Annotated in this window: 28 protein-coding genes and 1 pseudogene; 17 read left to right on the top strand and 12 right to left on the bottom strand. The window is 73.7% G+C overall.

The features are described 5' to 3' along the window. Window positions 1-121: 121 nt before the first annotated feature. Window positions 122-1,771 (top strand): serine/threonine-protein kinase, encoded by a 1,650-nt coding sequence (locus CHR28_RS02845; protein ID WP_094052121.1) that lies wholly within the window; start codon window positions 122-124, stop codon window positions 1,769-1,771. Here CHR28_RS02845 and CHR28_RS02850 read toward each other — a convergent pair. Next, on the bottom strand, window positions 1,763-3,217 hold the full coding sequence (locus CHR28_RS02850) for a serine hydrolase domain-containing protein (RefSeq protein ID WP_094051826.1): 1,455 nt from the start codon (window positions 3,215-3,217) through the stop codon (window positions 1,763-1,765). The genes CHR28_RS02845 and CHR28_RS02850 overlap by 9 nt on opposite strands. Before the next feature lie 73 nt (window positions 3,218-3,290). On the opposite strand from CHR28_RS02850, the gene CHR28_RS02855 reads away from it, so the two are divergent. The 3 genes from CHR28_RS02855 to CHR28_RS02865 all read left to right on the top strand — a co-directional run bounded on the left by CHR28_RS02855 (window position 3,291) and on the right by CHR28_RS02865 (window position 5,936). Further along, window positions 3,291-4,262, top strand: coding sequence for an LLM class F420-dependent oxidoreductase (locus CHR28_RS02855; protein WP_094051827.1), 972 nt, complete (start codon window positions 3,291-3,293; stop codon window positions 4,260-4,262). A 145-nt stretch (window positions 4,263-4,407) separates the two neighbouring features. Then, window positions 4,408-5,448 carry a hypothetical protein gene (locus tag CHR28_RS02860; RefSeq protein ID WP_094051828.1) on the top strand — a complete coding sequence of 347 codons (1,041 nt, stop codon included), beginning with the start codon at window positions 4,408-4,410 and terminating at the stop codon, window positions 5,446-5,448. A 62-nt stretch (window positions 5,449-5,510) separates the two neighbouring features. Further along, a complete protein-coding gene (locus CHR28_RS02865; RefSeq protein WP_094051829.1) occupies window positions 5,511-5,936 on the top strand; it encodes an SsgA family sporulation/cell division regulator in 426 nt (141 codons plus the stop codon). Between the two features lie 60 nt (window positions 5,937-5,996). On the opposite strand, the gene CHR28_RS02870 is transcribed toward CHR28_RS02865, so the two are convergent. Further along, window positions 5,997-6,494, bottom strand: coding sequence for a DUF6328 family protein (locus tag CHR28_RS02870; RefSeq protein WP_179272296.1), 498 nt, complete (start codon window positions 6,492-6,494; stop codon window positions 5,997-5,999). 146 nt (window positions 6,495-6,640) lie between these two features. On the opposite strand from CHR28_RS02870, the gene CHR28_RS02875 reads away from it, so the two are divergent. Continuing rightward, the gene (locus tag CHR28_RS02875; RefSeq protein WP_094051830.1) at window positions 6,641-7,003 is read left to right on the top strand and encodes a hypothetical protein; all 363 of its coding nucleotides are present in this window, start codon (window positions 6,641-6,643) and stop codon (window positions 7,001-7,003) included. Between the two features lie 15 nt (window positions 7,004-7,018). Here CHR28_RS02875 and CHR28_RS02880 read toward each other — a convergent pair whose 3' ends face one another. Then, a complete protein-coding gene (locus CHR28_RS02880; RefSeq protein WP_094052123.1) occupies window positions 7,019-8,002 on the bottom strand; it encodes an aldo/keto reductase in 984 nt (327 codons plus the stop codon). A 154-nt stretch (window positions 8,003-8,156) separates the two neighbouring features. Between CHR28_RS02880 and CHR28_RS02885 the strand changes: the two genes are divergently transcribed. Then, a complete protein-coding gene (locus CHR28_RS02885) occupies window positions 8,157-9,878 on the top strand; it encodes a cholesterol oxidase substrate-binding domain-containing protein (RefSeq protein ID WP_094051831.1) in 1,722 nt (573 codons plus the stop codon). Window positions 9,879-9,938: 60 nt separating this feature from the next. On the opposite strand, the gene CHR28_RS02890 is transcribed toward CHR28_RS02885, so the two are convergent. Beyond that, a complete protein-coding gene (locus CHR28_RS02890) occupies window positions 9,939-11,150 on the bottom strand; it encodes an FAD-dependent monooxygenase (RefSeq protein ID WP_094051832.1) in 1,212 nt (403 codons plus the stop codon). A gap of 341 nt (window positions 11,151-11,491) precedes the next feature. Here CHR28_RS02890 and melC1 point away from each other — a divergent pair, with 341 nt between their 5' ends. Further along, window positions 11,492-11,863, top strand: coding sequence for an apotyrosinase chaperone MelC1 (gene melC1, locus CHR28_RS02895; protein WP_094051833.1), 372 nt, complete (start codon window positions 11,492-11,494; stop codon window positions 11,861-11,863). Window positions 11,864-11,895: 32 nt separating this feature from the next. After that, the gene (melC2, locus tag CHR28_RS02900) at window positions 11,896-12,717 is read left to right on the top strand and encodes a tyrosinase MelC2 (RefSeq protein ID WP_094051834.1); all 822 of its coding nucleotides are present in this window, start codon (window positions 11,896-11,898) and stop codon (window positions 12,715-12,717) included. 22 nt (window positions 12,718-12,739) lie between these two features. Here melC2 and CHR28_RS02905 read toward each other — a convergent pair whose 3' ends face one another. Next, on the bottom strand, window positions 12,740-13,468 hold the full coding sequence (locus CHR28_RS02905) for a ribonuclease H family protein (RefSeq protein ID WP_094051835.1): 729 nt from the start codon (window positions 13,466-13,468) through the stop codon (window positions 12,740-12,742). 40 nt (window positions 13,469-13,508) lie between these two features. Then, entirely contained in the window at window positions 13,509-14,315 is an 807-nt protein-coding gene (locus tag CHR28_RS02910; RefSeq protein WP_094051836.1) for a VOC family protein, read from the bottom strand. A gap of 198 nt (window positions 14,316-14,513) precedes the next feature. Here CHR28_RS02910 and CHR28_RS02915 point away from each other — a divergent pair, with 198 nt between their 5' ends. Together CHR28_RS02915 and CHR28_RS02920 are read left to right on the top strand one after the other, a co-directional pair. Then, the gene (locus CHR28_RS02915; RefSeq protein WP_094051837.1) at window positions 14,514-15,422 is read left to right on the top strand and encodes an SGNH/GDSL hydrolase family protein; all 909 of its coding nucleotides are present in this window, start codon (window positions 14,514-14,516) and stop codon (window positions 15,420-15,422) included. An 18-nt stretch (window positions 15,423-15,440) separates the two neighbouring features. Beyond that, window positions 15,441-16,331: an aminoglycoside phosphotransferase family protein gene (locus tag CHR28_RS02920; RefSeq protein ID WP_179272297.1), complete on the top strand. Its 891-nt coding sequence runs from the start codon at window positions 15,441-15,443 to the stop codon at window positions 16,329-16,331. Between the two features lie 78 nt (window positions 16,332-16,409). On the opposite strand, the gene CHR28_RS02925 is transcribed toward CHR28_RS02920, so the two are convergent. Next, complete coding sequence (locus tag CHR28_RS02925) at window positions 16,410-16,892, bottom strand: VOC family protein (RefSeq protein ID WP_094051838.1); 483 nt, start codon at window positions 16,890-16,892, stop codon at window positions 16,410-16,412. A gap of 209 nt (window positions 16,893-17,101) precedes the next feature. Between CHR28_RS02925 and CHR28_RS02930 the strand changes: the two genes are divergently transcribed. Continuing rightward, complete coding sequence (locus CHR28_RS02930) at window positions 17,102-17,743, top strand: ATP-dependent Clp protease proteolytic subunit (protein WP_094051839.1); 642 nt, start codon at window positions 17,102-17,104, stop codon at window positions 17,741-17,743. Continuing rightward, window positions 17,743-18,345, top strand: a complete 603-nt coding sequence (locus CHR28_RS02935) for a ClpP family protease (protein ID WP_094051840.1) — start codon at window positions 17,743-17,745, stop codon at window positions 18,343-18,345. The genes CHR28_RS02930 and CHR28_RS02935 overlap by 1 nt, the downstream gene beginning before the upstream one ends. Window positions 18,346-18,364: 19 nt before the next feature. On the opposite strand, the gene CHR28_RS38730 is transcribed toward CHR28_RS02935, so the two are convergent. Beyond that, entirely contained in the window at window positions 18,365-18,871 is a 507-nt protein-coding gene (locus CHR28_RS38730) for a helix-turn-helix domain-containing protein (protein WP_094051841.1), read from the bottom strand. A gap of 146 nt (window positions 18,872-19,017) precedes the next feature. Here CHR28_RS38730 and CHR28_RS02945 point away from each other — a divergent pair, with 146 nt between their 5' ends. Then, entirely contained in the window at window positions 19,018-19,905 is an 888-nt protein-coding gene (locus CHR28_RS02945) for an RNA polymerase sigma factor SigF (protein WP_094051842.1), read from the top strand. Between the two features lie 246 nt (window positions 19,906-20,151). Here the strand turns inward: CHR28_RS02945 and CHR28_RS02950 are convergent, their stop codons facing one another. Next, window positions 20,152-20,607: an ATP-binding protein gene (locus CHR28_RS02950; RefSeq protein WP_094051843.1), complete on the bottom strand. Its 456-nt coding sequence runs from the start codon at window positions 20,605-20,607 to the stop codon at window positions 20,152-20,154. Window positions 20,608-20,792: 185 nt separating this feature from the next. On the opposite strand from CHR28_RS02950, the gene CHR28_RS37650 reads away from it, so the two are divergent. The 3 genes from CHR28_RS37650 to CHR28_RS02965 are packed head-to-tail and all read left to right on the top strand — an operon-like array spanning window position 20,793 to window position 21,924. Then, window positions 20,793-20,933 (top strand): hypothetical protein, encoded by a 141-nt coding sequence (locus CHR28_RS37650; protein WP_179272298.1) that lies wholly within the window; start codon window positions 20,793-20,795, stop codon window positions 20,931-20,933. After that, complete coding sequence (locus tag CHR28_RS02960; protein ID WP_094051844.1) at window positions 20,930-21,511, top strand: PRC-barrel domain-containing protein; 582 nt, start codon at window positions 20,930-20,932, stop codon at window positions 21,509-21,511. Before CHR28_RS37650 ends, CHR28_RS02960 begins: the two co-directional genes overlap by 4 nt. 2 nt (window positions 21,512-21,513) lie before the next feature. Next, entirely contained in the window at window positions 21,514-21,924 is a 411-nt protein-coding gene (locus tag CHR28_RS02965) for a PRC-barrel domain-containing protein (RefSeq protein ID WP_094051845.1), read from the top strand. A 52-nt stretch (window positions 21,925-21,976) separates the two neighbouring features. Here the strand turns inward: CHR28_RS02965 and CHR28_RS02970 are convergent, their stop codons facing one another. Beyond that, a complete protein-coding gene (locus CHR28_RS02970; RefSeq protein ID WP_094051846.1) occupies window positions 21,977-23,158 on the bottom strand; it encodes a DUF6777 domain-containing protein in 1,182 nt (393 codons plus the stop codon). Between the two features lie 181 nt (window positions 23,159-23,339). On the opposite strand from CHR28_RS02970, the gene CHR28_RS02975 reads away from it, so the two are divergent. Beyond that, window positions 23,340-24,638, top strand: coding sequence for a streptophobe family protein (locus tag CHR28_RS02975; protein ID WP_094051847.1), 1,299 nt, complete (start codon window positions 23,340-23,342; stop codon window positions 24,636-24,638). A 7-nt stretch (window positions 24,639-24,645) separates the two neighbouring features. On the opposite strand, the gene CHR28_RS02980 is transcribed toward CHR28_RS02975, so the two are convergent. Continuing rightward, the gene (locus CHR28_RS02980) at window positions 24,646-25,638 is read right to left on the bottom strand and encodes a serine/threonine-protein kinase (protein WP_094051848.1); all 993 of its coding nucleotides are present in this window, start codon (window positions 25,636-25,638) and stop codon (window positions 24,646-24,648) included. Window positions 25,639-26,159: 521 nt separating this feature from the next. Then, window positions 26,160-26,717: pseudogene (locus tag CHR28_RS38735) on the bottom strand (hypothetical protein); the annotation flags it as partial. Between the last annotated feature and the right edge of the window lie 6 nt (window positions 26,718-26,723).

A 26,723-nucleotide genomic window follows, 5' to 3' on the forward strand; every position in this document is an offset into this window, starting at 1 on the left:
CTCCCCTCTTTTGAATAAAAGACAAGAATGGACACGGAGTTGCGATCCCTTTGAACGGAGGCGGCCTCACTCCCCGTACCTCTGGAAAAGGTGAGAGCCAGGTTTCCAGCGAGGGATGGCCATGGGCAGGGCGCACGTCTCCACACACCAGTTGGTCGCCGGCCGGTACCGGCTGCTCGAGATCATCCAGCGCGAGACCAACCGCATCTGCTGGTACGCCGAGGACCTCGGCGCCGGCGAGGTCTCCCGGCCGTGCCTGGTCACCCAGATCGGGCTGCCGCAGGACCCGTTCGGGAGCGAGCGCCGTACGGCCGCGCGGCTGCTGCGCACGTCCGAGAACATGGCACTGCTCCGCCCCGGCCGGATCGCCACGGTCGTCGACGCCGTGGAGGAGGCGGGCGCGCTGTGGACGGTCAACGAGTGGATCGACGGCACCCCGCTCGGCGAACTGCTCGCGGAGCAGGGCACGTTCAACTACGTGCGGGCGGCGCGGATCGGCCTTGAGGTGCTCGACGTGCTGGACGCGGCGCACGGCGAGGGCATCACCCACGGCGAGCTCAGCCCCGGCCAGGTCTTCGTCCGGGAGGACCAGTCGGTCGTCGTCACCGGCTTCGGCCTGGCCGGTGCCACCCTGGCACCCCGTCTGACGGCACCCGCGTACGCCTCTCCGGAGCAGGCCCGGGACCAGCGCATCGGGCCCGCGGCCGACCTGTGGGCGCTGGGCGCGATCCTCTACACGATGGTCGAGGGGCGCCCGCCCTTCCGTGACCGGGGCCGCCCGGAGAACACCCTCAAGGGCGTGGACCGGCTGCCGCTGCGCACCCCGATGCGTGCGGGGCCGCTCGCCCAGGTCGTGCAGGGGCTGCTCCGCAAGGACTCCCGGGAGCGGCTGACCCGCCCGGTGGTCCGTGCGGCGCTGACCCGGGCGCTGAGCGAGGACCCCGACACAGCGGCCCTGGGCGCGGTGCCCGCTCCGCGGCTGCGGGGCGTGTACGCGGCCGTCCGCCCGGGGGTTCCGGCCTGGAGCAGACGGACCGTGATCGCGGGCACCACCCTGGCCGTCGTCACCGTCGCGGTCGCCGTGCTCCTCGCGACCCAGGGGCTGCCCGGCGGCGACTCGGGCGGCGAGGCGGCCGACGCCCCGGCCCGGCCGCCGGCCTCCGCCGCCTCCCCGGGCGAGGACACCGGCCGGGGCGGCCCCGAGCCGACCGGGGCCCCCGGTCCGACCGGCTCCCCGTCCCCGTCCCCCACACCGACGACGGCCGCCCCGTCCCCGGCGCCGACACGGTCCGACCCGGCGGCCCTGCCACCGGGCTTCCGGCTCTACCACGCGCCGGAGGGATTCTCCGTCGCCCTCCCGAACGGCTGGGAGCGGCTGGACACCGACCGCCAGGGCGAATTGGCCTACCGGGTGGTCTTCGGTGCCGACGGCGACGGCCGCACCCTGGCCGTCACCTACAGCGCCCGCGTGGGCCCGGACCCCGTGGCCGTCTGGCGCGACGAGGTCGAGCCGAATCTGCGGCGCTCGGGCGGCTACGAGCGGATCGGCGAGATCCGGGCGACGACGTACCAGGGTCGCGAGGCCGCCGACATGGAGTGGACGGCGGACGACGGAGGGACCCGGGTGCACACCTTCGGCCGGGGCTTCCTGCTGGGCGGGGGCCGGAGCTTCTCACTGCGCTGGACGACCCCCGACGCCGGCTGGAAGGACGAGGCGAACAGCCAGGCGCTGCGCACCGTCCTGGCCACCTTCCGCCCGGGGTCAGACTGAGCCGCGCGGCGCGCGCCGGGAGGTGAGCCGGCCACGCTCCAGCGGCTCGGTGCGCCAGCGCGCGGCGACCGTCTGGTCCGCGAGGGAGCAGGTCACGGCCAGGCGGTGCGGAGTCTCCAGGAACACCACGTCGACGGCGAGCGTCCCGGGGCCGGTCCAGCCACCGCTCACCGCGGTCGGCAGGGGTTCCTCGGCGACCGTCCAGCCCTCCGCCCCGATGCGCAGCCGGACGCGGTCCCGGTCCGGGTCCCCGTCCCCGGTGAGCGTCAGCGTCCAGCCGTCCGCGTCCCGGTCGAGTCCGGCCGCCCGGACGGGCCCCGCACCGGAGGCCGTGAACCGCGCAGCGGCCCAGTCCTCCGCCCTGTCGCCCGCCCCGTCCGGCGGCACGGGCGCGCCCGGGGCGGGCGGCAGCGCGAGCCGGTCGAGACGCCGGCGCAGCTCCGCGTCGGCGGCCTCACGTCCGGGCAGCGGCCCGGGCCCGAAGGCGGGCAGCAGATGCTCCCAGACCAGGTTCAGGACGTCCTGCATCCGCTCGGTCGCCGCGGTCGTGGCGATCACCGCGTCGTGGTCGGGCAGCACCAGGCAGAACTGGCCGTAGGCGCCGTCGCCCCGGTAGCCGTGCCGGGACGTCCAGAACTGGTAGCCGTAGCCCTGGTCCCAGTCCTGCCGGTCCGCGTCGCCCATGGCGCCGCCGGTCGGTATGCGCGGCCGGGTCGCCCGGGCCACCCAGCCCTCCGGCAGCAGCCGCCTGCCCTTCCACATACCGTCGTTCAGATACAGCTGCCCGAGCCGGGCGACGGCGTCGGTGGTGGCGTGCAGGCCGCTGAAGCCGATCTCGCGCCCGGTGCGGTCGCGCCGCCAGAACACCTCGCCGATGCCCAGCGGGTCGAGCAGCCGCGGCCGCAGGTAGGCGGAGAGCGACTGCCCCGTCACCCGCTGGACGATCGCGCCGAGGGTGTAGGTGGTGGGCTGGTTGTAGGCGAAGACCGTGCCGGGGTCGCGGTCCGGAGGCAGGAGCAGGAATCCCCGGACGGGCTCGGCGGGGTCACGGCCGTAGGCCTCCTCGACCGTCTCCCGCGTGTGGCCGCTCGCCATGGACGCCACGTGCCGTACCAGCATGGCCCGGCTGCGCGGGTCGGTGATGTCGGCCTCGAACTCCGGGAAGTACGAGATCACCGGCGCGTCGAAGTCCAGCAGCCCCTCGGCCTCGGCCAGGGCGGCGGCGGTCCCGGTGAAGCTCTTGCTGAGCGAGTACAGCAGGTGGGGCCGGTGGGCCGTGTAGGGCGCCCACCAGCCGGCGGCGACGAGGTGTCCGTGCCGCATGATCATCACACTGTGCGGCTCGATCTCGGGGGCGGCTTCGAGGGCGTCGAGGAAGGCGTGGACGCCGGCGGCGTCGACGCCCTGGGCTGCGGGGCCGGAGGTCGGCAGGGCGGAGGCACTCATGCGGGCATCCTGCCCCCGCGCGCGGGGCTTGATCGACCCGTTTCCGCGACCGCTGGGCGGGGACCCGGCGGTTATGGTGCAAATCGGATACACGATGATGACCGAGCAGGCCGGCCCCCGCGAGCTCGTCGACCACGTGGTGCGGGCCGAGGAGGCGGGCTTCGACTTCTCGGTGACCTCCGACCACTACTTCCCGTGGTTGCGCTCGCAGGGTCACTCGCCCTACGCGTGGGCGGTGCTCGGCGCGGCCGCCCAGGCCACGTCACGTATCCCGCTGATGACGTACGTGACGTGCCCCACGTTCCGCTACCACCCGGCGGTGGTGGCGCAGAAGGCGGCGACGGTGCAGTTGCTGTCCGAGGGGCGGTTCCGGCTGGGGCTCGGCTCGGGCGAGAACCTCAACGAGCACGTGGTGGGCGGCGGCTGGCCGTCCGTGGACGTGCGGCACGAGATGTTCGAGGAGGCCGTGGAGATCATCCGCGCGCTCTTCGAGGGCGGCCACGTCAACCATCGCGGCACGCACTTCGACGTGGAGTCGGCCCGGCTGTGGGACCTGCCGGACGAGGCGCCGCCCATCGGCATCGCCGTCTCCGGGGAGCGGTCCTGCAAGCTCGCGGGCCGGCTGGGCGATCTGGTGATCGCCACCGAGCCCAAGGCGGGCCTGCTGGAGGCGTTCGACCGGCACGGCGGTGAGGGCAAGCCCCGGGTGGGCCAGTTGCCGGTGTGCTACGACCCCGACCGGGACACGGCCGTCAAGCGGGCGCACTCCCAGTTCCGCTGGTTCGGCAGCGGCTGGAAGGTCAACGCGGAGCTGCCGCACCCCGACTCCTTCGAGGCGGCGACCCAGTTCGTCACCCCCGACGACGTCGCCGAGTCCATCCCGTGCGGTGACGACCCGGACGCCTTCGTCGAGGCCGTCCGCCCGTACGCCGAGGCCGGCTTCACCGAGGTCGCCCTCGTGCAGATCGGCGGCGAGTCGCAGCCGGCGTATCTGGACTGGTCGGAGAAGACGCTGCTGCCCGCACTGCGCGAGGCGTTCGGCTGACCAGCACCGCGCCATCGGGCCCCGACCTGCGCGGAGTGCGTGCCGTCGGCGGCCCGGCGCGGGCGTGGGGGGCCGGTAGGCTGCCGTCGGAATCCCGTAGCCGGTTCCGTAGCCGTCCGATCCGCGTGTCCCAGGAGAGTCGTCCGTGACCGTTGCCCTCACCCCGCCCGAGACGTCCCCCGACGCCCCGGCGCCGCTGTCCGACCTGGTCGCGCGCGACGCGCGGGAGTTCGGGGCGTACGCCCGGACCGGCGGGTGGGCCTTCGGGCTGAGGGTCGCGCGCAGTGTGCGGCCCGGCGGGCAGGGCGCGGACGAGACGCCGAAGGTCTCCGCGAAGGAGTTCGCCGAACTCGCCGGGTGCTCCCCGGAGCGGGTCATGCGCTACTACAAGGCGTGGGACCGGGCGGCCGACGACGGGATGGTCCCCCACTTCGAGGCGCTGACGCCGGGTCAGGAGGTGGAGCTGCCGGACGCCGACGTGTGGCTGAGCTACTACGTCTCCCGCAACAGCGCCACGTCCGAGCGCGGCACCGCCATCTCCGAGGCCGCCGAGGCGGAGGGCATCCGGCCCACGAAGGCGCTGGAGGTCGCGGAGAACCCCACCGCCCTGCGCGCCGCGATCCTCGCCGACCCCTCGACCGCCCGCGCGGCCCGCCAGGCGCTGCTGGACCGCGTCCGCGAGGACCCGGAGCTGCAGTCGGAGCTGGCCCGTGACGTGGTGCGCACCGACGAGCTGAAGAAGGCCGTCGCCGGCGAGAGCAGGGCCGCCGACCGCATCGGGTACGTCCGCCAGATCGCCGAGTCGGGGCAGATCAAGACGCCCGCGGGGCAGACGGTCGAGGCGCCCGCCGACCTGCGCCAGGAGGCCGAGCGGCACCTGTCGCTGCTCGACGAACTCGACGAGGGCGAGGACGCCGGCGAGTGGGCCACCGAGGCCTACGACACCATGAAGTCGCTGGTCGTCGAGGCCGTGGAGGCCGACCCGGGGCTGCGGGTCCGGGAGCGGCGCACGAAGTTCTACTCCAGCCTGCAGAAGGCCACCAAGGTGTTCGAGGAGCTGACCTTCGACGACGCCGGGGAGTTCTACGAGGACGACATGGTCGAGCGCCTGGAGGAACTGCAGCGGGCCGTGGCGGTCTGCATCGAGTCGCTGCGCGGTGCCCGCGGGATTCACCCGGACAGCTGAGCATTTCGCGGGGATCGGGGGTACTAGAGGTCTCTACGTCGGTTCTTCCCGGAGGCCCCCTCGTGAACTCGTTCGTCCACAAGACCCTGGTGGTGCAGCTGCAGGCGGGCGAAGCGGAGCGTTTCTCCGTCCTCGCCCACCTGAGCTACGACACTGCGGACCCCTTCGCCGTCACGGTCGTCTTCAGCCACGACGGGCGCGTGCTCGCCCGGTGGCAGCTGGACCGGGAGATGCTCGGCGACGCGCTGCGGCGTCCGGTCGGCGTGGGAGACGTGCGGATGCGGCCCGAGTCGCGGGGCGTGTGGCAGGAGCTGCGTATGGAGTTCTTCGGCGACGCGCGCGCCGACGGCGGCCGCCACCACGCGGTGGTGTTCGCCTGGGCCCCGGCGTTCGCGGCGTTCCTCAAGGAGACGCACGAGCTGGTCCCGCCGGGCCGCGAGGAGGTCTGTGTCGACGACTTCCTGGCCACCCTCATCGCGGGGAGCTGACGCCCGGGCGGGCGAGGACCAGGACTTTTCGTGGCTGCCCGGCGCTCGTGTGCCGTGCGGTCACTTCGAGGTGTGCCGGTACCTGGTCCACAGCGGCAGGACGAACCAGCACAGCAGGTACCAGGCGACCACCCCTGCGACCAGGTAGGGCACGAAGCCGTCGTGCGTGGCCACGCGCAGGATCAGCAGCAGTGACGCCGTCGTCGTGGCGAGCAGCAGCACCAGGCCGAGCAGGGTCAGCCGGGAGGCCAGCCGCACCGCCTGCGGCTTGACGCGCCGGCCCGAGACCAGCCGGTGCAGCGACACCGGGCCGATGAGCGCACCGGTCGCGCACGCGCCGAGGACCACCGTGACCAGGTAGATCGTCTGGTCCGTGTCGGTCAGGTCGTCGTACTTCTCGGTGAACACCACGGTCAGCAGGAAACCGAAGAGGATCTGCACGCCCATCTGGGCGACCCGGACCTCCTGGATGAGCTCCTGCCACATCCGGTCCGCTCTCTCCTCCTCCGTCTCGTTGCGCCCGCGGCGCATCGCCCCGCCCTGTGCCGTGTCCGCCACTGCTTCCTCCCGGTGTGCGGAGATGCCCTCTCCTTTCCCGGGTGCCCCGGAAAAGGCCGCCCTCCCGGGTGGGCGGCGGTTTGAGCGATCAGGGGACGGTTACACGGACGGCTCGAAGACGCACAGCGCGAGGAGGTCGTGGACGCATGTCCGGTACGCAGCTCACCGTGACGCTCAGCGGCGGAGGCGCCGATGACGCACGAGCGGTCGTGCGGGCGCTGGAAGGCACGTTCGGCGCGCCGGACGAGTTTCCCGCCGACGAGAAGGCGACGGTGCACACGGCGACCTTCGACGGCGACGCGCCGTCGGGTCGCGAGGGACCGGGTCGCGAGGGAAGCGACGGGGAAGGCGCGGGGAGCCTGTCGGCGCCGGTGACGGTCACCGTGCAGGGCTCCCCGGAGGCGGTGCGGCGGGCGAGCGACACGCTCACCCGGGCCTTCACGGCACGCGACGACGGTGCCGCCTCCGGCGACCAGGAGCAGGAGAGGCAGCTGCTCCTGGAGCCGTGAGGGGCGCCCGGAGAGCTACCAGCGGGATTCCACCTGGTCCTTGATCCGCCGGTCGTACAGGTCGCGGATCGCGGCCAGGGTCCCGTCGGGCAGCTCCGGCAGCCGGGCCGCGTCCGCGTTGGCCCGGGCCTGCTCGGGCGAGCGGGCGCCGGGGATCACGGTCGTGACGCCGGGCTGCTCGATGATCCAGCGCAGGGCCAGCTGGGCCGGGGTGTATCCCTCGGGGGCGAGCGCCGCGAACTCGGCGGCGGCCTCGACGCCGGTCACGTAGTCGACGCCGGAGAAGGTCTCGCCCACGTCGAAGGACTCGCCGTGCCGGTTGTAGGTGCGGTGGTCGTTCTCCGGGAAGACCGTGTCCCGCGTGTACTTGCCCGACAGCAGGCCGGAGGCGAGCGGGACGCGGGCGATGACGCCCACGCCGGCCTCCCGGGCGGCGGGCAGGACCTCGCGCAGGGGCTTCATGCGGAACGGGTTGAGGATGATCTGCACGCTGGCCACGTTCGGCCGGGCGATCGCGGTCAGCGCCTCCGCGCAGGTCTCGACGCTGACGCCGTAGGCGGCGATGCGCTCCTCCTCCACCAGGGTGTCGAGGGCGTCGAACACCTCGTCCGTGGAGTAGACGGGCGTCGGCGGGCAGTGCAGCTGCACCAGGTCGATCCGGTCGACGCCGAGGTTGCGGCGGGAGCGGTCGTTCCAGGCGCGGAAGTTGTCGAGCACGTAGTTCTCGGGGATCTGGTCGACCCGGCGCCCCATCTTGGTGGCGACCAGGACGTGCAGGTCCGACCTGCCGCTGAGGAAGGCGGCGATGGTCTGCTCGCTGCGGCCGTCGCCGTACACGTCCGCGGTGTCGAAGAAGGTCACCCCGGACTCCGCGGCCGTCTCCAGTACGGAGAGGGCCTTCTTGTCGTCGACGTCTCCCCAGTCGGCACCCAGCTGCCACGTACCGAGACCGACGACGGAAGCGTGCTGACCCGACCTGTCGAATGTGCGCTCGTCCATGGGCGCCAGTCTGTCATCCGTCACGGGCAGGTGCGGACCGGGCCGCTCCGGCTCGCCGACCACACCCGATTCACTCACACGAGTGAAGAGAGGCGACAGGTATATGTCACGTGTCACCCGGCCCCTAGCGTGACCCGACGTGACAACTGGTTCCATGGACAACATCCCGTCGCAGGACCCCGGTTGGACCCGCCGGGGTTTCCTCCTCTCCGCGGCCGCCCTGGCCGCCGTGCCCGGACTGCCGGCGGATCCGGCGGTGGCCGCAGCGGAGCTGCCCGGCTTCCCGCCGGACGTCGCGCTGTACCGCTCGGCGTACCGGAACTGGGTCGGCGAGATCACCGCCGACGGGCTGTGGGCGTGCGCCCCGAACGGCCCGGACCAGGTGGTCGCGGTCGTCAACTGGGCCTGGCGGCACGGCTGGCGGGTGCGGGCCCGGGGCGCCGCGCACGGCTGGTCGCCCCTGACGGTGACGGAGGGGCCCCCCTCCGGTGCGCCCGTCCTGCTCGTCGACACCGCGCCCCACCTCACGGACCTCGCCCTGCGCGGCCCGGGCGAGGTGCGGGCCGGCACCGGCGTCACCCTGGAGGCCCTGCTGACCTTCCTGGAGGAACACGGCCTCGGCGTCACGGCCGCCCCCGCCCCCGGCGTCCTCACCCTGGGCGGCGCCCTGGCCGTCGACGCGCACGGCACCGCCGTCCCCGCCCGCGACGAGCGGCGCCTGCCCGGCCACACCTACGGCTCCCTGAGCAACCTGGTCCTCTCGCTCACGGCGGTGGTGTGGGACGAACGGGCCGGCTCCTACGTGCTGCGCACCTTCCACCGCGACGAGGCGGACTGCGCCGCGCTGCTGACCCATCTCGGACGGTCCCTGGTGACCGAGGTGGTGCTGCGGACGGGCACGAACACGAACCTGCGGTGCGTGAGCCGTACGGACATCCCCGCCGGAGAGCTGTTCGCCGCGCCCGGCTCGGGTGCGCGGCGCACCTTCGCGAGCTTCCTGCAGGAGGCCGGGCGGGTCGAGGCGATCTGGTTCGCCTTCACCGAGCACCCCTGGCTGAAGGTGTGGAGCCTCTCCCCCACCCGGCCCCTGACCTCACGGAAGGTGACGCAGCCGTACAACTACCCGTTCTCGGACAACGTCCCGGCGCCGGTGGCGGAGCTGGTGGGCCGGATGACGTCGGAGGCGGCCTGGTACCTGGCGCCGCTGCTCGGGACGGCGCAGTACGAGGCGGCCGCGCTCGGGCTGGTGGCGACGCTGTCGGCGGATCTGTGGGGGCCGTCCAAGAACACGCTGCTCTATCTGAAGCCGACCACGCTGCGGGTGCACGCCAACGGCTACGCGGTCCTCACCTCGCGCGAGGGGGTCCAGCGGGTGGTCGCCGAGTTCGCCGCGTTCTACCGGGAGCGGCTGACCGCGTACGCCGCCCGGGGCAGCTTCCCGGTCAACGGCTCGGTGGAGATCCGGGTGACCGGACTGGACGGCCCGGGCGACGCCGGGGTGGCCGGAGCCCGTCCGCCGCTGCTGTCCGCGCTCCGGCCGCGTGCGGACCGGCCCGAGTGGGACACGGCCGTGTGGCTGGACGTGCTGACGCTGCCGGGCACGCCGGACGCGGAGGCCTTCCTCCGGGAGCTCGAGCGCTTCCTGCTGCGCGCCTTCGACGGCGGGTTCGCCCTGACCCGGGTGGAGTGGTCCAAGGGGTGGGCGTACACGGAGGAGGGGGTGTGGAGCGACGCGGAGGTACTGGACGCGGTGGTGCCCGCCGCGGTCGGCGAGGCCGCCTGGGCCGAGGCGGACGCGGTGCTGGACCGGCTCGACCCGCACCGCGTGTACGGCAACGCCTTCCTGGACCGGCTGTTCGACGGGAGCGCGGGCTGAGGCGCCCCCGCCTCGCCGCGCGCGGGGTGCGGCGCCTCCGTCTCACCCCGCGCGGGAGGGTCAGTCGCCCGAGGACACCGTCCGCGCGTGGACGGTCCGCGCCACCCTGGGTCCGAGCCAGCGCTTGAACCGGCGCAGCGGCTCCAGCTGCCCGGCGGCCCGGTCGAGCCGGTAGTACAACTGGGGCGGCACATGCGGCAGCAGGGGCGAGTGGCGCTGACCGAGCAGGGCGAACATGCGCTCCGGGGGCAGCTGGATGTAGCGCGGGAGGTCCTCGTACCACTGGGCGCTGTAGCGGGCCGCGCTCTGCACCGGCAGCAGCGCCGCCGTGCGCTCGCGCTCGTAGCGGGCGAGGGCCTGCGGGATGACGGCGTGCTCGCGCAGCGCGGTGGCCAGGGCGATCGCGTCCTCCAGGGCGAGGGTGGTGCCGGCACCGATCGAGTAGTGCGTGGTGTGGGCGGCGTCGCCGAGCAGGACGAGATTGCCGTGGTGCCAGGTGCGGTTGGTCAGGGTGCGGAACGTCTGCCAGGGGCTCCCGCCGGGGCTCTGCAGCAGGGGGTGGCCGTCCAGGACGCCGGCGAAGAGCTTCTCCAGCAGGGCTCGCCCCTCGGGTTCGCTCGCGCGGTCGAGGCCGAGTCCGGTCCAGGTTCCGGGAGCGCACTCGACGACGCAGGTGCCGCGGTCGGGGCCGTAGCCGTAGCCGTAGCACCAGATCCAGCCGTGGGCGGTCTCCACGAAGGCGAAGGTGAAGGCGTCGAAGGCCTTGGTGGTGCCGAGCCAGAGGTACCGGTTGCGCCCGGCGGTGAGCCGGGTGCCGAAGTGGGCCGCGTGGCGGGTGCGCAGGTCGCTGCCCACGCCGTCGGCCGCCACGACCAGGTCGGCGTCCGAGGGCAGTTCGGCCGCGGTGATCTCGCGCTCGTACTCCAGGCGGACGCCGAGCTCGCGGGCGCGGGCGGCGAGGATCTCCAGCAGGCGGTGGCGGCCGATGCCGTGCCCCTCGTCGCCGCTGTGCCGGGTGGTGCGGTCGCCGACGTGGGCGACGCCCTCGCGCCAGCGGACGGAGGCGGCGCCGAGCGCGCGGGCCGACTCGGGGTCCTGCTCGTGGAGCCGGTCGAGCAGCGCGCGCCAGTAGGTCACGCCCCAGCCGTAGGTCGATCCTTCCGGGTCGCGTTCGTAGACGGTGATGTCGTGGGACGGGTCCTGCCGCTTGAGCAGGATCGAGAGATACAGACCGGCGGGCCCGCCGCCGACGCAGGCGACCTTCACGCGCACCCCTGGGGACTACTGAGAGCTGTCAATGGCGGACGCAGAGTAGCAGTGCGTCGGCCCCGCCGGCCGGAGCGCGCAATCGCGTCAGCTTCCCGGCGTGACCCGTACCACGCGCACCGCCGCCCCCGGGGAGAAACATCCGCCACAGCACCCCCACGGGGTGGAATTTCCCCGTCCGCAGAGGTCCAGGCACCCGCGTCCAGCAAGATCATCTTGGTTCAACCTTGCACGACATAAGGGGAATTGCCCGGATCACAGCCAACCGGCTCGCGGGGATTTCTCCCGGAACCGGAGGGGCCGGTAGGCATGCGGTGACATCACCCGAACGAACCCAGGAGATCCGTATGCCGGAACTCAGCCGTCGCCGTGCGCTCACCGCCGCGGCCGTTCTCGCCTCGGCGGCCGGCGCCCTGCCCGCCCTCACGCCGGCGGCAGCGGCCGCCGACCCCCACCACGGCGCTCCGCGGGCCTTCGACGAGGTCTACAAGGGCCGCCGGATACAGGGCCGGCCGGCCACCGGGTCCGGTCACCACCAGCACGGCGCCGGCTACGCGGTGTTCGTCGACGGGGTGGAGCTGCATGTGATGCGCAACGCCGACGGCAGCTGGATCAGCGTCGTCAGCCACTACGACCCGGTGCCCACTCCGCGCGCCGCGGCCCGCGCCGCGGTGGACGAGCTGCAGGGCGCGCCCCTGCTGCCCTTCCCCGCCAACTGACGTTCCCCGCACGGCACCTGGAGCACCCGAACATGGCAGTCCGCAAGAACCAGTCCGCCCTGACCGCCGACGAGAAGCGGCGTTTCGTCGCCGCGCTGCTCGCCCTGAAGCGCAGCGGCCGCTACGACGAATTCGTCACGACGCACAACGCGTTCATCGTCTCCGACACCGACGACGGCGAGCGCACCGGCCACCGCTCGCCGTCCTTCCTGCCCTGGCACCGAAGATTCCTCCTGGAGTTCGAGCGGGCGCTGCAGTCGGTGGACGCGTCGGTGACGCTGCCGTACTGGGACTGGACCGTCGACCGTTCGCCGCGTGCCTCGCTGTGGGCGCCCGACTTCCTCGGCGGGACCGGGCGGGAGCGGGACGGCCGGGTGTCGGACGGGCCGTTCGCCGCGTCCACCGGCAACTGGCCGGTCAACGTGCGCGTCGACGGCCGTACGTTCCTGCGCCGCTCCCTCGGCACGGCTGTGCGGGAGTTGCCGACCCGGGTGGAGGTGGACTCGGTGCTGGCCATGCCCACGTACGACATGGCGCCCTGGAACAGCGGCTCGGACGGCTTCCGCAACCACCTCGAAGGCTGGCGTGGCGTCAACCTGCACAACCGCGTCCACGTCTGGGTGGGCGGGCAGATGGCCACCGGGGTCTCCCCCAACGACCCGGTGTTCTGGCTGCACCACGCCTACATCGACAAGCTGTGGGCCGAGTGGCAGCGGCGGCACCCCGGGTCCGGCTATCTGCCGGCCGCGGGCACGCCGAACGTGATCGACCTGCGCGAGACGATGCGGCCGTGGCACGACACGAGCCCGGCGGATCTGCTCGACCACACGCCGCACTACACGTTCGACGCCTGATCAGACCGGTGCCGACGCCGGATCAGACCGGTGCGCCCGTGCGGCACTCCGGGTGTCCCCAGCCGCTGTCGTTCTTGGCGATCGGCTCGCCGGCCGCGTACGCGCGGCCGCACTGGCAGCGGCCGGGGAACTTCGCCTTGATCGTGCGCGGGGACCCCTTCGCGGCGGACCCCTTCGCGGCGGACGTCCTGCCGGTGCGGGCGGCGCCGCCGCGCGCACGGGAGCGCGGGGCCTTGGCCGGGGCGTCCGGGGCGGGCGGCGGCTCGGGCGAGCCGAGACCGCTGCCCGCGGGCTCCTGCACGGAGGCGGCCTGGCTGGCGGCCCGGTCGGCGAAGTCGTTGAGCCGGTCGCCGTCGACCTGATGGGCGGGCACGTAGCGGAACTCGACCGAGCGGCCGTCGAGCAGTTCGTCGATGCGCACGACGAGTTCCTGGTTGGCGACCGGCTTGCCGGCGGCCGTCTTCCAGCCGTTGCGCTTCCAGCCGGGCAGCCAGGTGGTGACGGCCTTCATGGCGTACTGGGAGTCCATCCGGATCTCCAGCGGCACGTCCGGGTCGGTCGCCGCGAGCAGCCGCTCCAGGGCGGTCAGCTCGGCGACGTTGTTGGTGGCCCTGCCGAGCGGCCCGGCCTCCCAGCGCACCGGGCTCTCGGCCGCGTCGGCCACGACCCAGGCCCAGCCGGCGGGCCCCGGGTTCCCCTTCGAAGCCCCGTCGCACGCGGCCACCACACGTTCACGCATGGGCTCGATCATGCCATGGCCGCCCGGGACGTCCGGCCGGGAGGGGCGGCCCCTACGACACGTCGGTCAGTTTCGGCATGTCCCCCTCGGTCGTGGTGATGTCGATCAGCGAGAGGTTCGCGCCCTGCGGGTCGCTGATGGCGGCGAACCGGCCGAACGGGGTGGTCATCGGGCCGAACCGCAGCACCCCGCCGAGCTCGGTGGCCTTCGCCACGGCGGCGTCGCAGTCCTCGACGGTGAAGTAGACGTTGATGTACGGCGGCATCTCGGGCGGGAAGTCGTCCGTCATCCTCATCCGGCCGAGCACGCTGCGTTCGCCGAGGTCGTAGACGCGGAAGTCCATCTCGCCGTCCTCCATGTCCTTCTGCCGGTAGGAGAAGACGGCGGGGAAGAACGCGTCGGACTTCTCGGGCTCGCGGGTGAAGACCTCCGCCCAGGCGAAGGCGCCCGGTTCGCCCATCGCCTGGAAGCCCTCGTGGGTCCCGGCCTGCCAGACGCCGAAGACGACGCCTCCCGGGTCACGGGCCAGGCACATGGTGCCGAAGTCGCCGACCTGCATCGGCTCCATCAGCACCTCGCCGCCGTGCTCGCGGATCCGGGCGGCGGTGGCGGCGGCGTCCTCGGCCGCGAAGTACAGACACCACTGCGACAGGCCCTCCTGGCCGTCCTGGCCGGGCATGGGCGGGACGACGGCGGCGACCGCCTTGCCGCCCGCGTAGGCCTCGGTGTAGTTGCCGTACTCCGTCGACGACTCACCGAAGGTCCAGCCGAGGAGGTCGCCGTAGAAGCGCTTCGCCCCCTCCAGGTCACTGAACATCGCGTCGGCCCAGCACGGGCTTCCTTCGGGTTGCACGGCCATGACTGCGGCCCTCTCCGGACGGGGGAATGGTCCGTTTCCTCACGCTAGTCACCCCGCGGCGGACCCGCGCGCCGAACGGACGGGGGCGGCGCGTGCGCGAGCGGCGGGTCACACGGAGTGTCCGGCGGGTGTCTTCCGCCGGGCCGCCGGCTGTGCTTGCCTGAGTGCCGTTTCGGTGGCCGGGGCGGGAGTTGCCGTATGCGAGAGCCGTGGGTCGTGGGAGTGCTGCTGGCCGGGCTGCTGCTCGGTGCGTGCGGGGATCCGGCGTCGGCGCCCGGGGATCCGGCGCCGGCCGCACCGCGCGCGTCGGCCCCCACCGAGCAGCGTGCCCCCGCCTCGCCCACCTCCCGCCCCGCGAAGCCGCGCACGGCGCCGCGGGTGCTCTACCTCGGCGACTCGCTGGCGGTGGAGAACCAGAAGGTCCTCGGCCAGGAGCTGCGCCGGGACCTGCGGGCCCGGTACACCAGCGCCCCCTACTCCGGCACCACGCTCTGCGACTACCTGGAGGGCACGGCCGAACGGTCCCTGGTGCCGGCCGCCGACAAGGCCGCCGCGCTGGTGCGCAGGCTGCGGCCCGACGTGGTGGTGCTGCAGTTCTGGGGGAACTCCTGGGGCTACACGCCGTGCATGGACGGCATCACCCACGACAAGTCCCCGGCGCGGTACTTCACCCGGTACGCCGCCGACGCGCGCCGGCTCACCGAGCAGATCGCCGCGGCGGGGGACGGTGCGGGCCCGCGGATCGTCTGGGTGGCGCAGGGCCCCGACCCGATCACCCCCGACCGGGTCCGGCGCGTCAACGCGCTGTACGCGCAGCGGGCCGCGGCCTCCGGCGCGCTGGTGGCCGACGCGGGGCGGGCGGTGAGTCCGGCCGGCGGCCGCTACACCTGGACGCAGTACCTGCCGTGCACGGCCTTCGAACGCGCCCGACCCGGCTACTGCACCCAGCCCTTACGCGGCCGGACCGCCCTGCACCGCGACGACGACTACCTGCACTTCTGTCTCGCGCCGACGACGTCCCGGCCGAAGCCCTGCCCGGTGCCCTCCCCGGGCATCCTGCGCATGGCCCGCGAGATCACGAAAACCGTTCGACAGTCGGCGCGTTGACCGGTCCAATGGGGCGTCATGGGCGTGGTACGGATGCATGCGGACGAGGTCGACCTCGATGTCCGGCTCGTCGGCCGGCTGGTCGCCGAGCGGTTCCCCCGGTGGGCGGGGCTGCCCCTGCGGCGGGTGGAGTCCTCCGGCTCCGAGAACGCCATGTTCCGCCTGGGCCCCGACAAGGTCGTACGGCTGCCCCGGCATCCCCGCGCCGTCGACGCCATCACGCACGAACTGCGCTGGCTGCCCCGGCTGGGTCCGGCCCTGCCCGCCGCCGCGCCGGAGCCCCTGGGACGGGGCGAGCCCGGCGCGGACTTCCCGTGGCCCTGGTCGGTGTACCGCTGGCTGGACGGCCGCAATCCGGTGCCCGGGGCGCTCGACGCGCCCGAGCCGCTGGCCCGGGACCTGGCGTCGTACGTCAGGGCCCTGCGCCGGATCGACGCGTCGGACGGGCCGGCGGGCTACCGGGGCGGGCCCCTGGCGGCCCGGGACGGTGCCGTGCGGGAGGCGCTCACGCGGCTGGCCGGGCGGGTCGACACCGCGGCGGTGGCCCGCCGGTGGGAGGAGGCTCTCGCCGCCCCGGAGCACTCCGGGCCGCCGGTGTGGGCGCACGGCGATCTGATGGCCGGGAACCTCCTGGTGCGGGACGGGCGCCTGAGCGCCGTGATCGACTACGGCACGGTCGGCGTCGGTGATCCCGCCGTCGACCTGATCAGCGCGTGGTGCGTGCTGCCCGCGCGGCTGCGCGGCCTCTTCCGCGAGGCCGTGGGGGCCGGGGAGGCCGAGTGGGCGCGCGGCCGGGGCTGGGCCCTGTCGATCGCGGTCATCGCTCTGCCGTACTACTGGGAGACGAACCCGCCGGTCGCGGAGAACTCCCGGCACGTGATCGCCGAGATCCTGGCCGAGACCGCGTGACCGCCCCACGGACCCGAGCGGGTGCGTGGGGCGGACCCGAGCGGGTCCACCCCGCCCCGCGGCCACGCCGGGGTCCCGTCACTCGCCCGCGTACGCCCTCTCCAGCGCGGCGATGTCGAACTTGCTCATGGCCATGAACGCCGTCGTGACGCGGGCCGCCTTCGCCGGGTCCGGGTCGGTGAGCATCTCGTCGAGCCGGTCCGGCACGACCTGCCAGGACACGCCGTACTTGTCCTTGAGCCAGCCGCAGGGGCCGGGCTCGCCGCCGTTCTCGGTGAGCCGGGTCCAGTAGTAGTCGATCTCCTCCTGGTCCTCGCAGAAGATCATGAAGGAGACCGCCTCGTTGAAGCGGAACTGCGGGCCGCCGTTGAGCCCGAGGAACTTGTGGCCGTTGGCCGTGAACTCGACCGTCATCACGCTGCCGGCGGGCTGCGGCGCGCCCTCGGGGTAGCGCGCGACCTTGCCGATGCTGGAGTTCTTGAAGATCGAGACGTAGTGGTGGGCCGCCTCCTCGGCCTGGCCGTCGAACCAGAGACACGTGGTGAAGCCGTCGGTCGCCATGGGGTCCTCCCGGAGCGTGGATCGCTGTCGTCTGTGTCGACCCCGCGGCGCCCCGGAACTCATCGGTGCCCGGGGACATCCGCCGGGCGAAACCGAGAACGGGGTCCTCTGCCCGCAGCGGATCTGCCGAGGGCAGAGAAAGCGGCTGCCCCTGCCGTCCGGGGCCGACAGTGGGGTCGACGGCGCTTCCGCGACCACGAGGAGAACCGATGACCCCACTCACGACACTTGCCCCGAGGGCGGAGGAGGGCGACACCCCTCCGACCCGCTTCGACGACCAGCTGGCCGCCCGGCTGCTCGCCCAGCGCATCGTGCTGCTGGGCACCCAGGTCGACGAGGTCTCCGCCAACCGGGTCTGCGCCCAGCTGCTGATCCTGTCGGCGGAGGACCCGCGCACCGACATCAGCCTGTACATCAACAGCCCCGGCGGCGCGGTGCACGCGGGTCTCGCCATCTACGACACGATGCGGCTCGTCCCGAACGACGTGTCGACCCTGGCCCTGGGCTTCGCGGCCAGCATGGGCCAGTTCCTGCTCAGCGTCGGCGCACCCGGCAAGCGGTACGCCCTGCCGAACGCGCGCATCATGATGCACCAGCCGTCCGCGGGCATCGGCGGCACCACCGCCGACATCGAGATCCAGGCCCAGAACCTGGAGTTCACCAAGCGGACCATCGAGCGGATCACCGCCGAGCACACCGGGCAGAGCCCGGAGACCATCTCCCGCGACGGCGACCGGGACCGCTGGTTCACGGCCGAGGAGGCCAGGGAGTACGGCATGGTGGACCGGGTCGTGGACTCCCTCGCGGATGTCGTCCCGGCTTCGGCACGACCCAGGATGGGGCTGCGGTGATGGGGAGCTACACGATTCCGAACGTCATCGAGCGGACCCCGCAGGGCGAACGGTCCTTCGACGTCTTCAGCCGGCTGCTGAACGAGCGGATCATCTTCCTCGGCACCGAGATCGACGACGGCGTCGCCAACGTCGTCATCGCGCAGCTGCTGCACCTGGAGTCGTCGGCGCCGGAGACGGAGATCGCCGTCTACATCAACTCCCCCGGCGGCTCGTTCACGTCGCTCATGGCCATCTACGACACCATGTCGTTCGTGCGGGCGCCCATCTCGACGTGCTGCGTCGGGCAGGCGGCCTCCACCGCCGCCGTGCTGCTGGCCGGCGGGGACCCCGGCCGGCGGTTCGTGCTGGAGCACGCGCGCGTGCTGCTCGGCCAGCCGGCCACCGGCGGGCAGCGCGGCATGGTCTCCGACCTTGCCCTGCAGGCCAAGGAGATGGTGCGGATCCGCTCCCAGGTGGAGGAGGTGCTGGCGCGGCACACGCACCACGACGTGGCGACCCTGCGGGCCGACATGGACCGCGACAAGGTGTTCACCGCCCAGGAGGCGGTGGCCTACGGGCTGGCCGACGAGGTGCTCAGCCGGCGCCCGCAGCTGGTCTGAGGCGCCGGCCGGGGCCGGCTCAGGCGGCCAGGCACAGTCCGTCGAACGACGAGGTGGACGCCCCGCGGCGGCCGCTGCCCGCGTACCGGGAGGTGGCGCGGGTCAGTTCGCCCTGGGCCCGGGACAGCAGGTCGCCCAGGCCCAGCCCGAGCGCGCGGGCGGCGGCCGCGAGGACCTCCGAGGAGGCCTCCTTGCGGCCGCGCTCCACTTCCGACAGGTACGGCATGGAGATCCGCGCCGCGTCGGCGACGTCCTTCAGCGTGCGCTCCTGCGCGAGGCGTTCCCGGCGCAGGACGTCCCCGACCAGGTCCCGCCACAGGGGCTCCTTCGCGGCGGGAGCCGCAGGCGGCCCCTGGCGCGGCGGGGCCGCGGCGGGCCGGTTACCGTGGGGCCGGGCGCCGTGGGGCCGGTCGCCGTGGGGCCGGTCGCCGTGGGGCCGGGCGCCGTGGGGCCGGTCGCCGTGGGGCCGGTCGCCGGTCGGACGCAGGGGAATGACGCGGGCTTCGTTCGGCACGTGATCGGTCACCGCTCCAGCCTAGGAACCCCCGCCGGGAGCGGAAGGGCCCGGCGTTCCGCTCTCGGTGAATTCGGTGGGCATGATGCGCGTCCTTCCGGGTACCCGCAACCCGGGAGTACCTATGCAGATGTCCGCCATGACTGTCGGGAGAGGTAATGGAGACCGCCGTGATCCGGTCGAAGGCACAGGTCGTCGAAGAGAACACCGAGGCCGGCACGGGTGACGGAGCGCTGCCGGGAGTCGTGGACCCGCGTTCCGTCGCCCCGAGGGACGCCCGCGCGCTGTCCCGCCAGTTCTTCCAGCGCCTGACGGAGCTCGAAGAAGGCACGCACGAGTACCAGTACGCGCGCAACACCCTGATCGAGATGAACATGTCGCTCGTGCGGTTCGCAGCCGGCCGCTTCCGGGGCCGCGGCGACGACATGGAGGACATCGTCCAGACCGGCATGATCGGTCTGATCAAGGCCATCGACCGGTTCGAGCTGTCGCGCGAGGTCGAGTTCACCTCCTTCGCGCTGCCGTACATCGTCGGTGAGATCAAGCGGTTCTTCCGGGACACCACGTGGGCCGTGCACGTGCCGCGGCGGCTGCAGGAGCTGCGCGTGGAGCTCGCCAAGGCGCGCGAGGAGCTGGCGAGCCGGCTGGACCGCGAGCCGACGGTCGCCGAGCTGGCCACGCTGATGAACATCTCCGAGAAGGAGGTCGTCGAGGGGCAGATCGCCTCCAACGGCTACAACTCCTCCTCGCTGGACGCCGCCCTCACGGGCGACGGGCCCGAGGGCGGCGAGGCGGTCCTGGCCGACTTCATCGGGGTGGAGGAGGACGGGCTGCGGCTCGTCGAGGACTTCCACTCGCTGGCCCCGCTGATGGCGGAGCTCAGCGAGCGCGACCGGCAGATCATCCATATGCGGTTCGTGGAGGAGGCCACCCAGGCGGAGATCGGCGAGCGGCTGGGCTGCTCCCAGATGCACGTCTCGCGCCTGATCAAGCGGATCATCACCCGGCTGCGGCAGGGGATGCTGGGCGAGCTGGGCTGCGCCTGACGCCGGCGGCGGACCGGCAGACGGCGGACCAGCGGGTGCCGTCCCACACGCGGGAGTGGGACGGCACCCGCTTCTTTGTCTGCTTCGCCGGGCTTGCACCGAGCAAGGTCTCGGAAGGGAGCGCGGCCTCGGAACCCAGCAGGGATTCGGAACCGAGCAGGGGCACGGGACCGAGCAGGGGTTCGGAGCCGAGCAGGGCTTCGGACCGGTGTGTGTGAGGGGCTGTTCGAGGCTCCGGGCGGCGGCTTACTCCGCGGTCAGCGGCAGCACGGCCCGCACCCGTTTGCCCACCGGCACCCGCTCCACGCTGACCTGCTCCGCGAGCGCGTGGACGATCTCCAGGCCGTGGCGGCCGACGCGCTCGGGGTCGCGGGGGAAGATACGGGGCAGGGCGGAGCTGCTGTCGTAGACCGACACGGTCACGGCGGTGTCCGTGCCGACGAGCTCCAGGATGTACGGCCCGTTGCTGTGCCGGTCGGCGTTGGTGACGAGCTCGCTCACCACGAGCTGCACCGCGCCGTCGACGCGCTCGTCGACACGCGCGCACCACTCGGTGCGCAGCTGGTCGAGGAAGAGCGCGGCGAACGACCGCGCCTCGGCGATGCATCCCTGCTCGCCGGAGTAGTGTGCCGCCCGCCTCAGCGGTTCCACGGGCACGTCGAAACCAGTCGGTATCACTGCCCCGTCCACGTGGTCGATCATACTTTTCTCTCTGGGATGCCGGACTGGCCGGACGCTCTGCACCAGTGCTCGTACCCCGAGTCTCCCTGTGCAGTCCTGGCAGTCTCGGCCCGTGCGGTGCCCGGGGCATTGTCCCCCGTACACGGGGCACCCGGAAGGGCACGGGGCCGGCCGACGGTGGCCGGGCGGATCACCGGAGGTGCGCGGTGGCCTGGTGGGTATGGCTGGTCGTAGTGATCGCGGCGCTCGGCGCGCTCCTGGCGGTGACGCTCGCCGTGCAGGCCGGACGGAGGTCCGGGACGGTGATCGCGGTACGGCGCAGGCCCGGCGGGAAGGGGCTGCGATGAACGAGCTGATGGCCGCGCGCAGCCTGACGACCCTGCCGGTGGTCACCCTCGGCGGTGACGCCGTCGCGCAGATCAAGGACACCGTCTTCGACGCTGCCGCCGGGCGCGTCACCGGGTTCACGCTCAGCGGCCGCGGGCTGCTGTCGGGCCCGCTGAAGCAGAGCCTGCCCTGGGCGGGGGTGCATGCGCTGGGCCGGGACGCCGTCATGGTCCGGGACCCCTTGGCGCTGCAGGACACGTCCGTCGTGGTGGCGCGCCGCGAGGCCCAGCAGGGCCGGGTGCTGCACGCCAAGGTGCTCACGGACGAGGGCGCCGAGGTCGGCACGGTGCTCGACGTGGTCGTCGAGGGCGGCACCAGCGGCCGGGTCGTGGGCTTCCGGATCGCCGCGGCCAAGGCGCTGGTGCGCGGCTCCCGGCGCCGTCGCCACCGGGTGTACGTGCCGCGGGGCGAGACGCTCGCCGTCTCCGGACGGGCGCTGGTCATCCCCGCCGACGCGGTCCGCTACGTCGCCGACGACCTGGCGGAGTTCACCGCCCGGGTCGGCGCCTTCCGGAACGAACGCGAAGGGACGCCGTGACGATGCTGTTCTCCGAGGCACGGGGGCTGCCGGTGCTGACGCTGGACGACGCGGAGGAACTCGGCACGGTGAAGGCGCTGACGGTCGACGCCGTCTCCGGAGTGGTCACGCACGTCCGGGTGCGGGGCCCGCACCGCAGGGAGACCGTGCTGCCGTGGGGCGCGCTGCACGCCCTGGGCCCGGACGCCGTGCTGGTGCGCTCGGCCGCGGCGCCGGCCGAGGTACCGCCCCACCACGAGCTGCCGGGCCTGCGGATCCTCGCCGAGACGGGCGACCAGCTCGGCACCGTCCAGGACGTCGCGTTCGAACCGGGCACCGGCCGCCTGGAAGCGGTCCTCACCGCCCACGGCGACCTGCCGGCCGACCGGCTGCTCGGACTGGGCGGGTACGCCCTGGTGGTCCGGGCCGGCTAGCGCCCGCATTGCACGCGCCGGCCAGGGCCCGCCCCGGGCCGCCGGGATTCGTTCAGGACGCCGGGGCCTGGTCCGTCGTTCCGCCGCCCGTGCCGCTGCTCGTACCGCTTCCGGTGCCGCTGCCCGTGTCGCTGCCGGGCGGCGGCGGGGACTCGGACGAGGGCGGCTCGCTGGGCGAGTCCGGCGAGGTCTCCGTCTTCGTCTCCGTCTCCGAGGACGGCGGTTCGGTCGTCGGCGGCCCCGTCGACGTCGTCGAGTCGGTCGGTGACGTCGGCGTGGTGACGCTCACCGACGGAGACGGCTTGTCCGGCTTCTCGGTCTTGCGGTCCTTCTTGCCCGTGTCGCCCTTGTGCCGCTCGAACCACTGGCCGTCGGGCTCGCACATGACGAACACCTCGACCGGCTCGGGCGCGGGCGTGACCATGACCACCTTGGCACCGTCGTAACCGGGCCACTCCTCACCGGTCGTCTTCGGGGCGGTCTGCTGGGCGACCGGCGGGGAGAGCGGGTTGCCGCAGGCGCAGCGCACCCGGGGCACGCCGCGGTCGTCGACGAGGACGGCCGTGCCGGTCTGGAGGACGGCCTGGTAGCTGGTGGCGGCGCCGTCCTTGTAGCCGTGGTTGGTGACCCGGGTGTCCATCCGCAGCTGCACCGGGGTGAGCGAGCGCAGATAGGCGGGCACGTCGGAGGTTTCGACGCGGACGACCGAGGCGAAGGCCCGCTGCTTGTCCGGGGCCCCCTCGAAGTACGTGATCTGCTTCTCCACGTCGCAGCTGGCCACGTTGCGGGTGCCGCCGTAGAGGCCGGGTGCGCCGCCCTGCACGCCCTGGACGGTGTTCTGCGGGGCCAGCTCGGTGGGCGAGGGCGAGACCGGCGAGGCGGAGCTCTGCTCGGCCGTCGACTCGGTGAACGGGTCGGGTCCGGTGTCGGCGGCGGGCTGCAGGAAGATCTCGCCCTGGGACGTGCTGGTGCCGCCGTCGGACGCGCCGGTGCCGCCGCTGTCCGGCCGGGACAGCACGACGGCGATGATCACGGCGGCCACCACGGCGGTGGCGATGATCGCGACCCGGGGCACCGACCCCCACCAGGGGCGGCGCGGCTCCGGGCCCTCGCCGCCCCCGCCGCCGGTCGGCTCGGAGGGCGGGCCGCCTCCGGGCGGCGGCTGGGAGGGGCCCGACAGCGGGCCGGAGGGAGGTCCTGTGGGGCGGCCGGACGACGGCGGTTCGACGCTCACGAGCTCTTCTTCCCGCGTGGGTTCTGGTGCGACCTGTGCACAACCGGGCTGGTTGATCCCGGTTCATTCGTCTTTCTCCACTATGTGTTCATTGTGTGCTCCGGTCCCAGGGGCCCCGCAAGCCGACGCGGACGGACCCGCCCGGCGGGCGCCCGGCACGGGTGCTGCTTAGCGTGGCAGCGTGAGTTCGCGCACCCCTTCCGGCCAGGTCCGACCGTCCGGTGAGCGGGCCGTCGCCCGCCACGGCTGGGCGCACGCCCTCGTCACGGTGGTCGGCGCGCTGCTGGCCATGGCGGTGGTCTCCGCCCTCGGCCTCTGGGCGGCCGGGGCCGCGGATCTTCCCGACGGCGCGTTCGTCCCGGTGGTCGCGGCGACCGTGGTCACCGCCGTCGGCGGCACCGTGAGACTCTCCGGGAGCGCCGGCGATCTCGCCGACACCCAGGCGGACCTGACGGTGATCCCGCTGTCCGTGACGCTGACCGGGGCGCTGGTCGTCGCCTGGGGCTTCCTGCGGCCCCTGCGGCACCGCGCGGTCGCCGGCACGGCGGAACTGGCCGGCTGGGCCGCCCGGGTCGCCGCCCTGTGGCTGCTCGCACTGATCGGCGTGACGCTCGCCGCCCGCCACACGTTCGACATCTCCCTGGGCGACGACGCGCTGGGCGAACTGGGTGACCTGTTCGGCGCCTCGCCCCGGATCGGCTTCACCACGGACGTCCCCCTGTCCGTGTTCGTCGGGGTGGTGTGGCTGGCCGGGGTGCTGGTGCTCGCCCTGCTGGTGTCGCGCCGGGCCCCGCTGCCGGGCGGGCTGCTGCGCTTCCAGACGTCCGTGCGGCCGGCCGCGTACGCGATGGTCGCGCTGCTGCTGGCGTACGTCGCGCTCGGCCTGGTGATCGCCCTGATCGTGGCGGCGACCCGGGGGCACGCGGCGGAGACGTTCGCGGTGATCCTGCTGGGCCTGCCCAACCTGACGTGGCCGGCGCTGACCATCGGCATGGGCGCCACCTGGAACGGCAGGGTGGAGGGCCCGTTCGGGCTGCCCATGCCGCACGTGCTGGACGAGGTGCTGCGCACCCCGGACGTGTCCGAACTGAACCTGCGGACGCTCTCGGAGCACGACGGCCGGGTGTGGTGGCTGCTGGTCGCCGCGGTCGTGCTGCTGCTGGCCGCCGCGTTCGTGATGGCGGTCCGTTCGCCGGCGCGGGTGCGGGCCTGGCAGCACGCCGTGCACATGGCGGTCGCGCTCGCCCTGACGGTCTTCATGATCTGCCTCGTCGGGCGCGTCTCCGCGCACTACGGGCTGTCGGTGCTCGGCATCGGCGACCTGGGCGGCGGTCTCGCGGGCGAGTTGTTCCTGCGGCCCCGGCTGTGGGGCGCGGTCGGGCTGGCCGTGCCGTGGGGGCTGGTGACCGGGTTCGCCGGGGCGCTGCTGGCGCGGCACGTCCGGCGGCGGGGTCAGGTGCGCTCGGACGAACCGGCCTGACCGGGCGCTAGTTCCTCCGTACGAAGACCGGTTCGGCCCAGCGCGGGGGCTGCCTGGGCGGCTCCGGCCCGCCCTGCGGCCGCCCCTCCCCGCGCGGGGAAGGCCGTACGGTCACGGCCTCGCCGCCGGTCGTCGCGGCCCGCAGCGCGGCCACGAACTCCAGGCAGGACGCGTACCGGTCGTCGGGGCTCTTGGCGAGGGCCTTGGCGAAGACCGGGTCGGCCTGCGGGGCGATGTCGGGCCGGGACGCGGTGAGCGGGGGCGGGTCGTCGTACTGGTGGGCCCACAGCAGGGCCATGTCGTCGTCGCGCTGGAAGGGCGGATGGCCGGTCAGGACCTCGTAGACGACGCAGGCGAACCCGTAGACGTCGCAGCGGGCGTCGACCGGTTTGCCGGAGATCTGCTCGGGGGCGACGTAGTCGAGCGTGCCGACGAACTGGCCGACCGTGGTGAAGCCGGTCAGCGACAGGGACTTCTTGGTCAGGCCGAAGTCGGTGAGGTAGACGTGCTCGGGGTGGTCGCTGTCGGTGCCGCGGGCGACGAGGATGTTGCCGGGTTTGACGTCGCGGTGCACCAGGCCGTGTTCGTGTGCCGCGTCGAGCGCGGAGGCGACCTGGGCGGCGACGCGGACGGCGGTGGGGGGCGGCAGGGGGCCCTCGCGGTCGAGGACGTGGCGCAGGTCGCTGCCGGGGACGTAGCGCATGGCGATGTAGAGCACGCCGTCCGTCTCGCCCGCCTCGAAGACGGGCACGATGTGCGGGTGGTCGATGGCGGCGGCGGCCCGGGACTCGTGGGTGAAGCGGCGCCGGAAGGTGTCGTTGCGGGCGAGTTCCGGGGCGAGCAGCTTCAGGGCGACGGTGCGTTCCAGGCGCAGGTCGCGGGCCCGGTAGACGACGGCCATGCCGCCGCGCCCGATCTCCTGCTCGATCCGGTACCCGGCGATCTGCCGCCCGATCAGCTCGGAGGGCCGCCCCGAGAACAGGCTCGTCTCGCGGGTCAACGGCCGTCACCCTCGCGCGACACGATGCGCGTGGGTTCGTGCCCCACGACCCGTGTGGCCGGCGCCCCACCCGCCCGCTCCCCTTCCTCCCCCGCCGCGACGTCCTCTCCGGACCCCGCCCGCGTGGGCTCCGGGGCCGGGGGCGTCTCGACGTCCTCGGGAGACACCACTCGCGTGGGCTCCGGGGCCGGGGGCGTCTCGGCCTCCTCGGGCGACACCACCCGGGTCGGCTCGGGCGCCGCGGGAGACGGACCATCGGGCGCGACGACCCGCGTCGGCTCCGGGGCCGGTGGCGTCTCAGGGGACACCACCCGCGTCGGCTCCGGAGCCGGGCGCGGCTCGGGTGTCTCAGGAGTCACCACCCGCGTCGGCTCGGGCGCCGGGGGCGGCGCGGTCTCCTCCGGGGGCACCACGCGGGTCGGGTCGGGGGCCGCGGGGGTGATCGGTCCCTCCGGGGGCACCACGCGGGTCGGGGGCGCGTCCGGCGGCCGGGACGGCCGCGCGGCGCGGGGCGGCTCGGCCGGGTCCTCCGCCGTCACCACCCGGGTGGGCGGACGCGCCGGCGGGGTCGCGGCCGGCCGGTGCTCCGGGTCGCTGCGGGGCGTCTCGTCCGTCGCGTACGTGGTGAGCCGCGTGCCGTCGGCGTACACCCAGTGCCCGTGGGCGGCGTCGTAGAGCCACATGGACTCGCCGTCGACCACGACGCCGATGCGCAGTCCGCGGGTGCGGGTGCGGAAGGACTCGCCGTCGAGTCCCTCCGTGAGGTCCTCGACCGCGGAGCGGTAGCGCGCGAGGGCGTCCTCCGCGCGGGCCAGCAGCGGACGCGGATCGGCGGTGCGGGTCAGCGGTCCGTCGGTGGTGGGGGGATCCTGCGGCACGGCGACCAGCCGGCGTCCGTCGACCCAGGCGGACCAGCCGTTGAAGCACAGCACGTGCCCCCAGTCGCCCTGCCGTTCGAGCAGCTGCACCGGCAGCAGCGGATCGAGGTCCACGGTGGGCCGCGCGGTGTCGGGAGCCTCCCAGGCCGGCATCCCGTGCTGCGGGACGACGTGCGTGGGCCGGAAGCCGGGAGTCGTCATGGGCCC

The sequence above is a fragment of the Streptomyces sp. XY006 genome (assembly GCF_002237655.1).
In the GTDB taxonomy this organism is placed as follows: domain Bacteria; phylum Actinomycetota; class Actinomycetes; order Streptomycetales; family Streptomycetaceae; genus Streptomyces; species Streptomyces levis.

Coding starts and splice junctions, on each gene's coding strand:
- CHR28_RS02875 (WP_094051830.1), top strand. CDS start 6,641: ATGTCCGGTACGCAGCTCACCGTGACGCTCAGCGGCGGAGGCGCCGAT.
- CHR28_RS02880 (WP_094052123.1), bottom strand. CDS start 8,002: ATGGACGAGCGCACATTCGACAGGTCGGGTCAGCACGCTTCCGTCGTC.
- CHR28_RS02885 (WP_094051831.1), top strand. CDS start 8,157: ATGGACAACATCCCGTCGCAGGACCCCGGTTGGACCCGCCGGGGTTTC.
- CHR28_RS02965 (WP_094051845.1), top strand. CDS start 21,514: ATGCTGTTCTCCGAGGCACGGGGGCTGCCGGTGCTGACGCTGGACGAC.
- CHR28_RS02910 (WP_094051836.1), bottom strand. CDS start 14,315: ATGGCCGTGCAACCCGAAGGAAGCCCGTGCTGGGCCGACGCGATGTTC.
- CHR28_RS02945 (WP_094051842.1), top strand. CDS start 19,018: ATGGAGACCGCCGTGATCCGGTCGAAGGCACAGGTCGTCGAAGAGAAC.
- CHR28_RS02845 (WP_094052121.1), top strand. CDS start 122: ATGGGCAGGGCGCACGTCTCCACACACCAGTTGGTCGCCGGCCGGTAC.
- melC2 (WP_094051834.1), top strand. CDS start 11,896: ATGGCAGTCCGCAAGAACCAGTCCGCCCTGACCGCCGACGAGAAGCGG.
- CHR28_RS02915 (WP_094051837.1), top strand. CDS start 14,514: ATGCGAGAGCCGTGGGTCGTGGGAGTGCTGCTGGCCGGGCTGCTGCTC.
- CHR28_RS02960 (WP_094051844.1), top strand. CDS start 20,930: ATGAACGAGCTGATGGCCGCGCGCAGCCTGACGACCCTGCCGGTGGTC.
- CHR28_RS02905 (WP_094051835.1), bottom strand. CDS start 13,468: ATGATCGAGCCCATGCGTGAACGTGTGGTGGCCGCGTGCGACGGGGCT.
- CHR28_RS02925 (WP_094051838.1), bottom strand. CDS start 16,892: ATGGCGACCGACGGCTTCACCACGTGTCTCTGGTTCGACGGCCAGGCC.
- CHR28_RS02950 (WP_094051843.1), bottom strand. CDS start 20,607: ATGATCGACCACGTGGACGGGGCAGTGATACCGACTGGTTTCGACGTG.
- CHR28_RS02935 (WP_094051840.1), top strand. CDS start 17,743: ATGGGGAGCTACACGATTCCGAACGTCATCGAGCGGACCCCGCAGGGC.
- CHR28_RS02920 (WP_179272297.1), top strand. CDS start 15,441: ATGGGCGTGGTACGGATGCATGCGGACGAGGTCGACCTCGATGTCCGG.
- melC1 (WP_094051833.1), top strand. CDS start 11,492: ATGCCGGAACTCAGCCGTCGCCGTGCGCTCACCGCCGCGGCCGTTCTC.
- CHR28_RS02930 (WP_094051839.1), top strand. CDS start 17,102: ATGACCCCACTCACGACACTTGCCCCGAGGGCGGAGGAGGGCGACACC.
- CHR28_RS02855 (WP_094051827.1), top strand. CDS start 3,291: ATGGTGCAAATCGGATACACGATGATGACCGAGCAGGCCGGCCCCCGC.
- CHR28_RS02850 (WP_094051826.1), bottom strand. CDS start 3,217: ATGAGTGCCTCCGCCCTGCCGACCTCCGGCCCCGCAGCCCAGGGCGTC.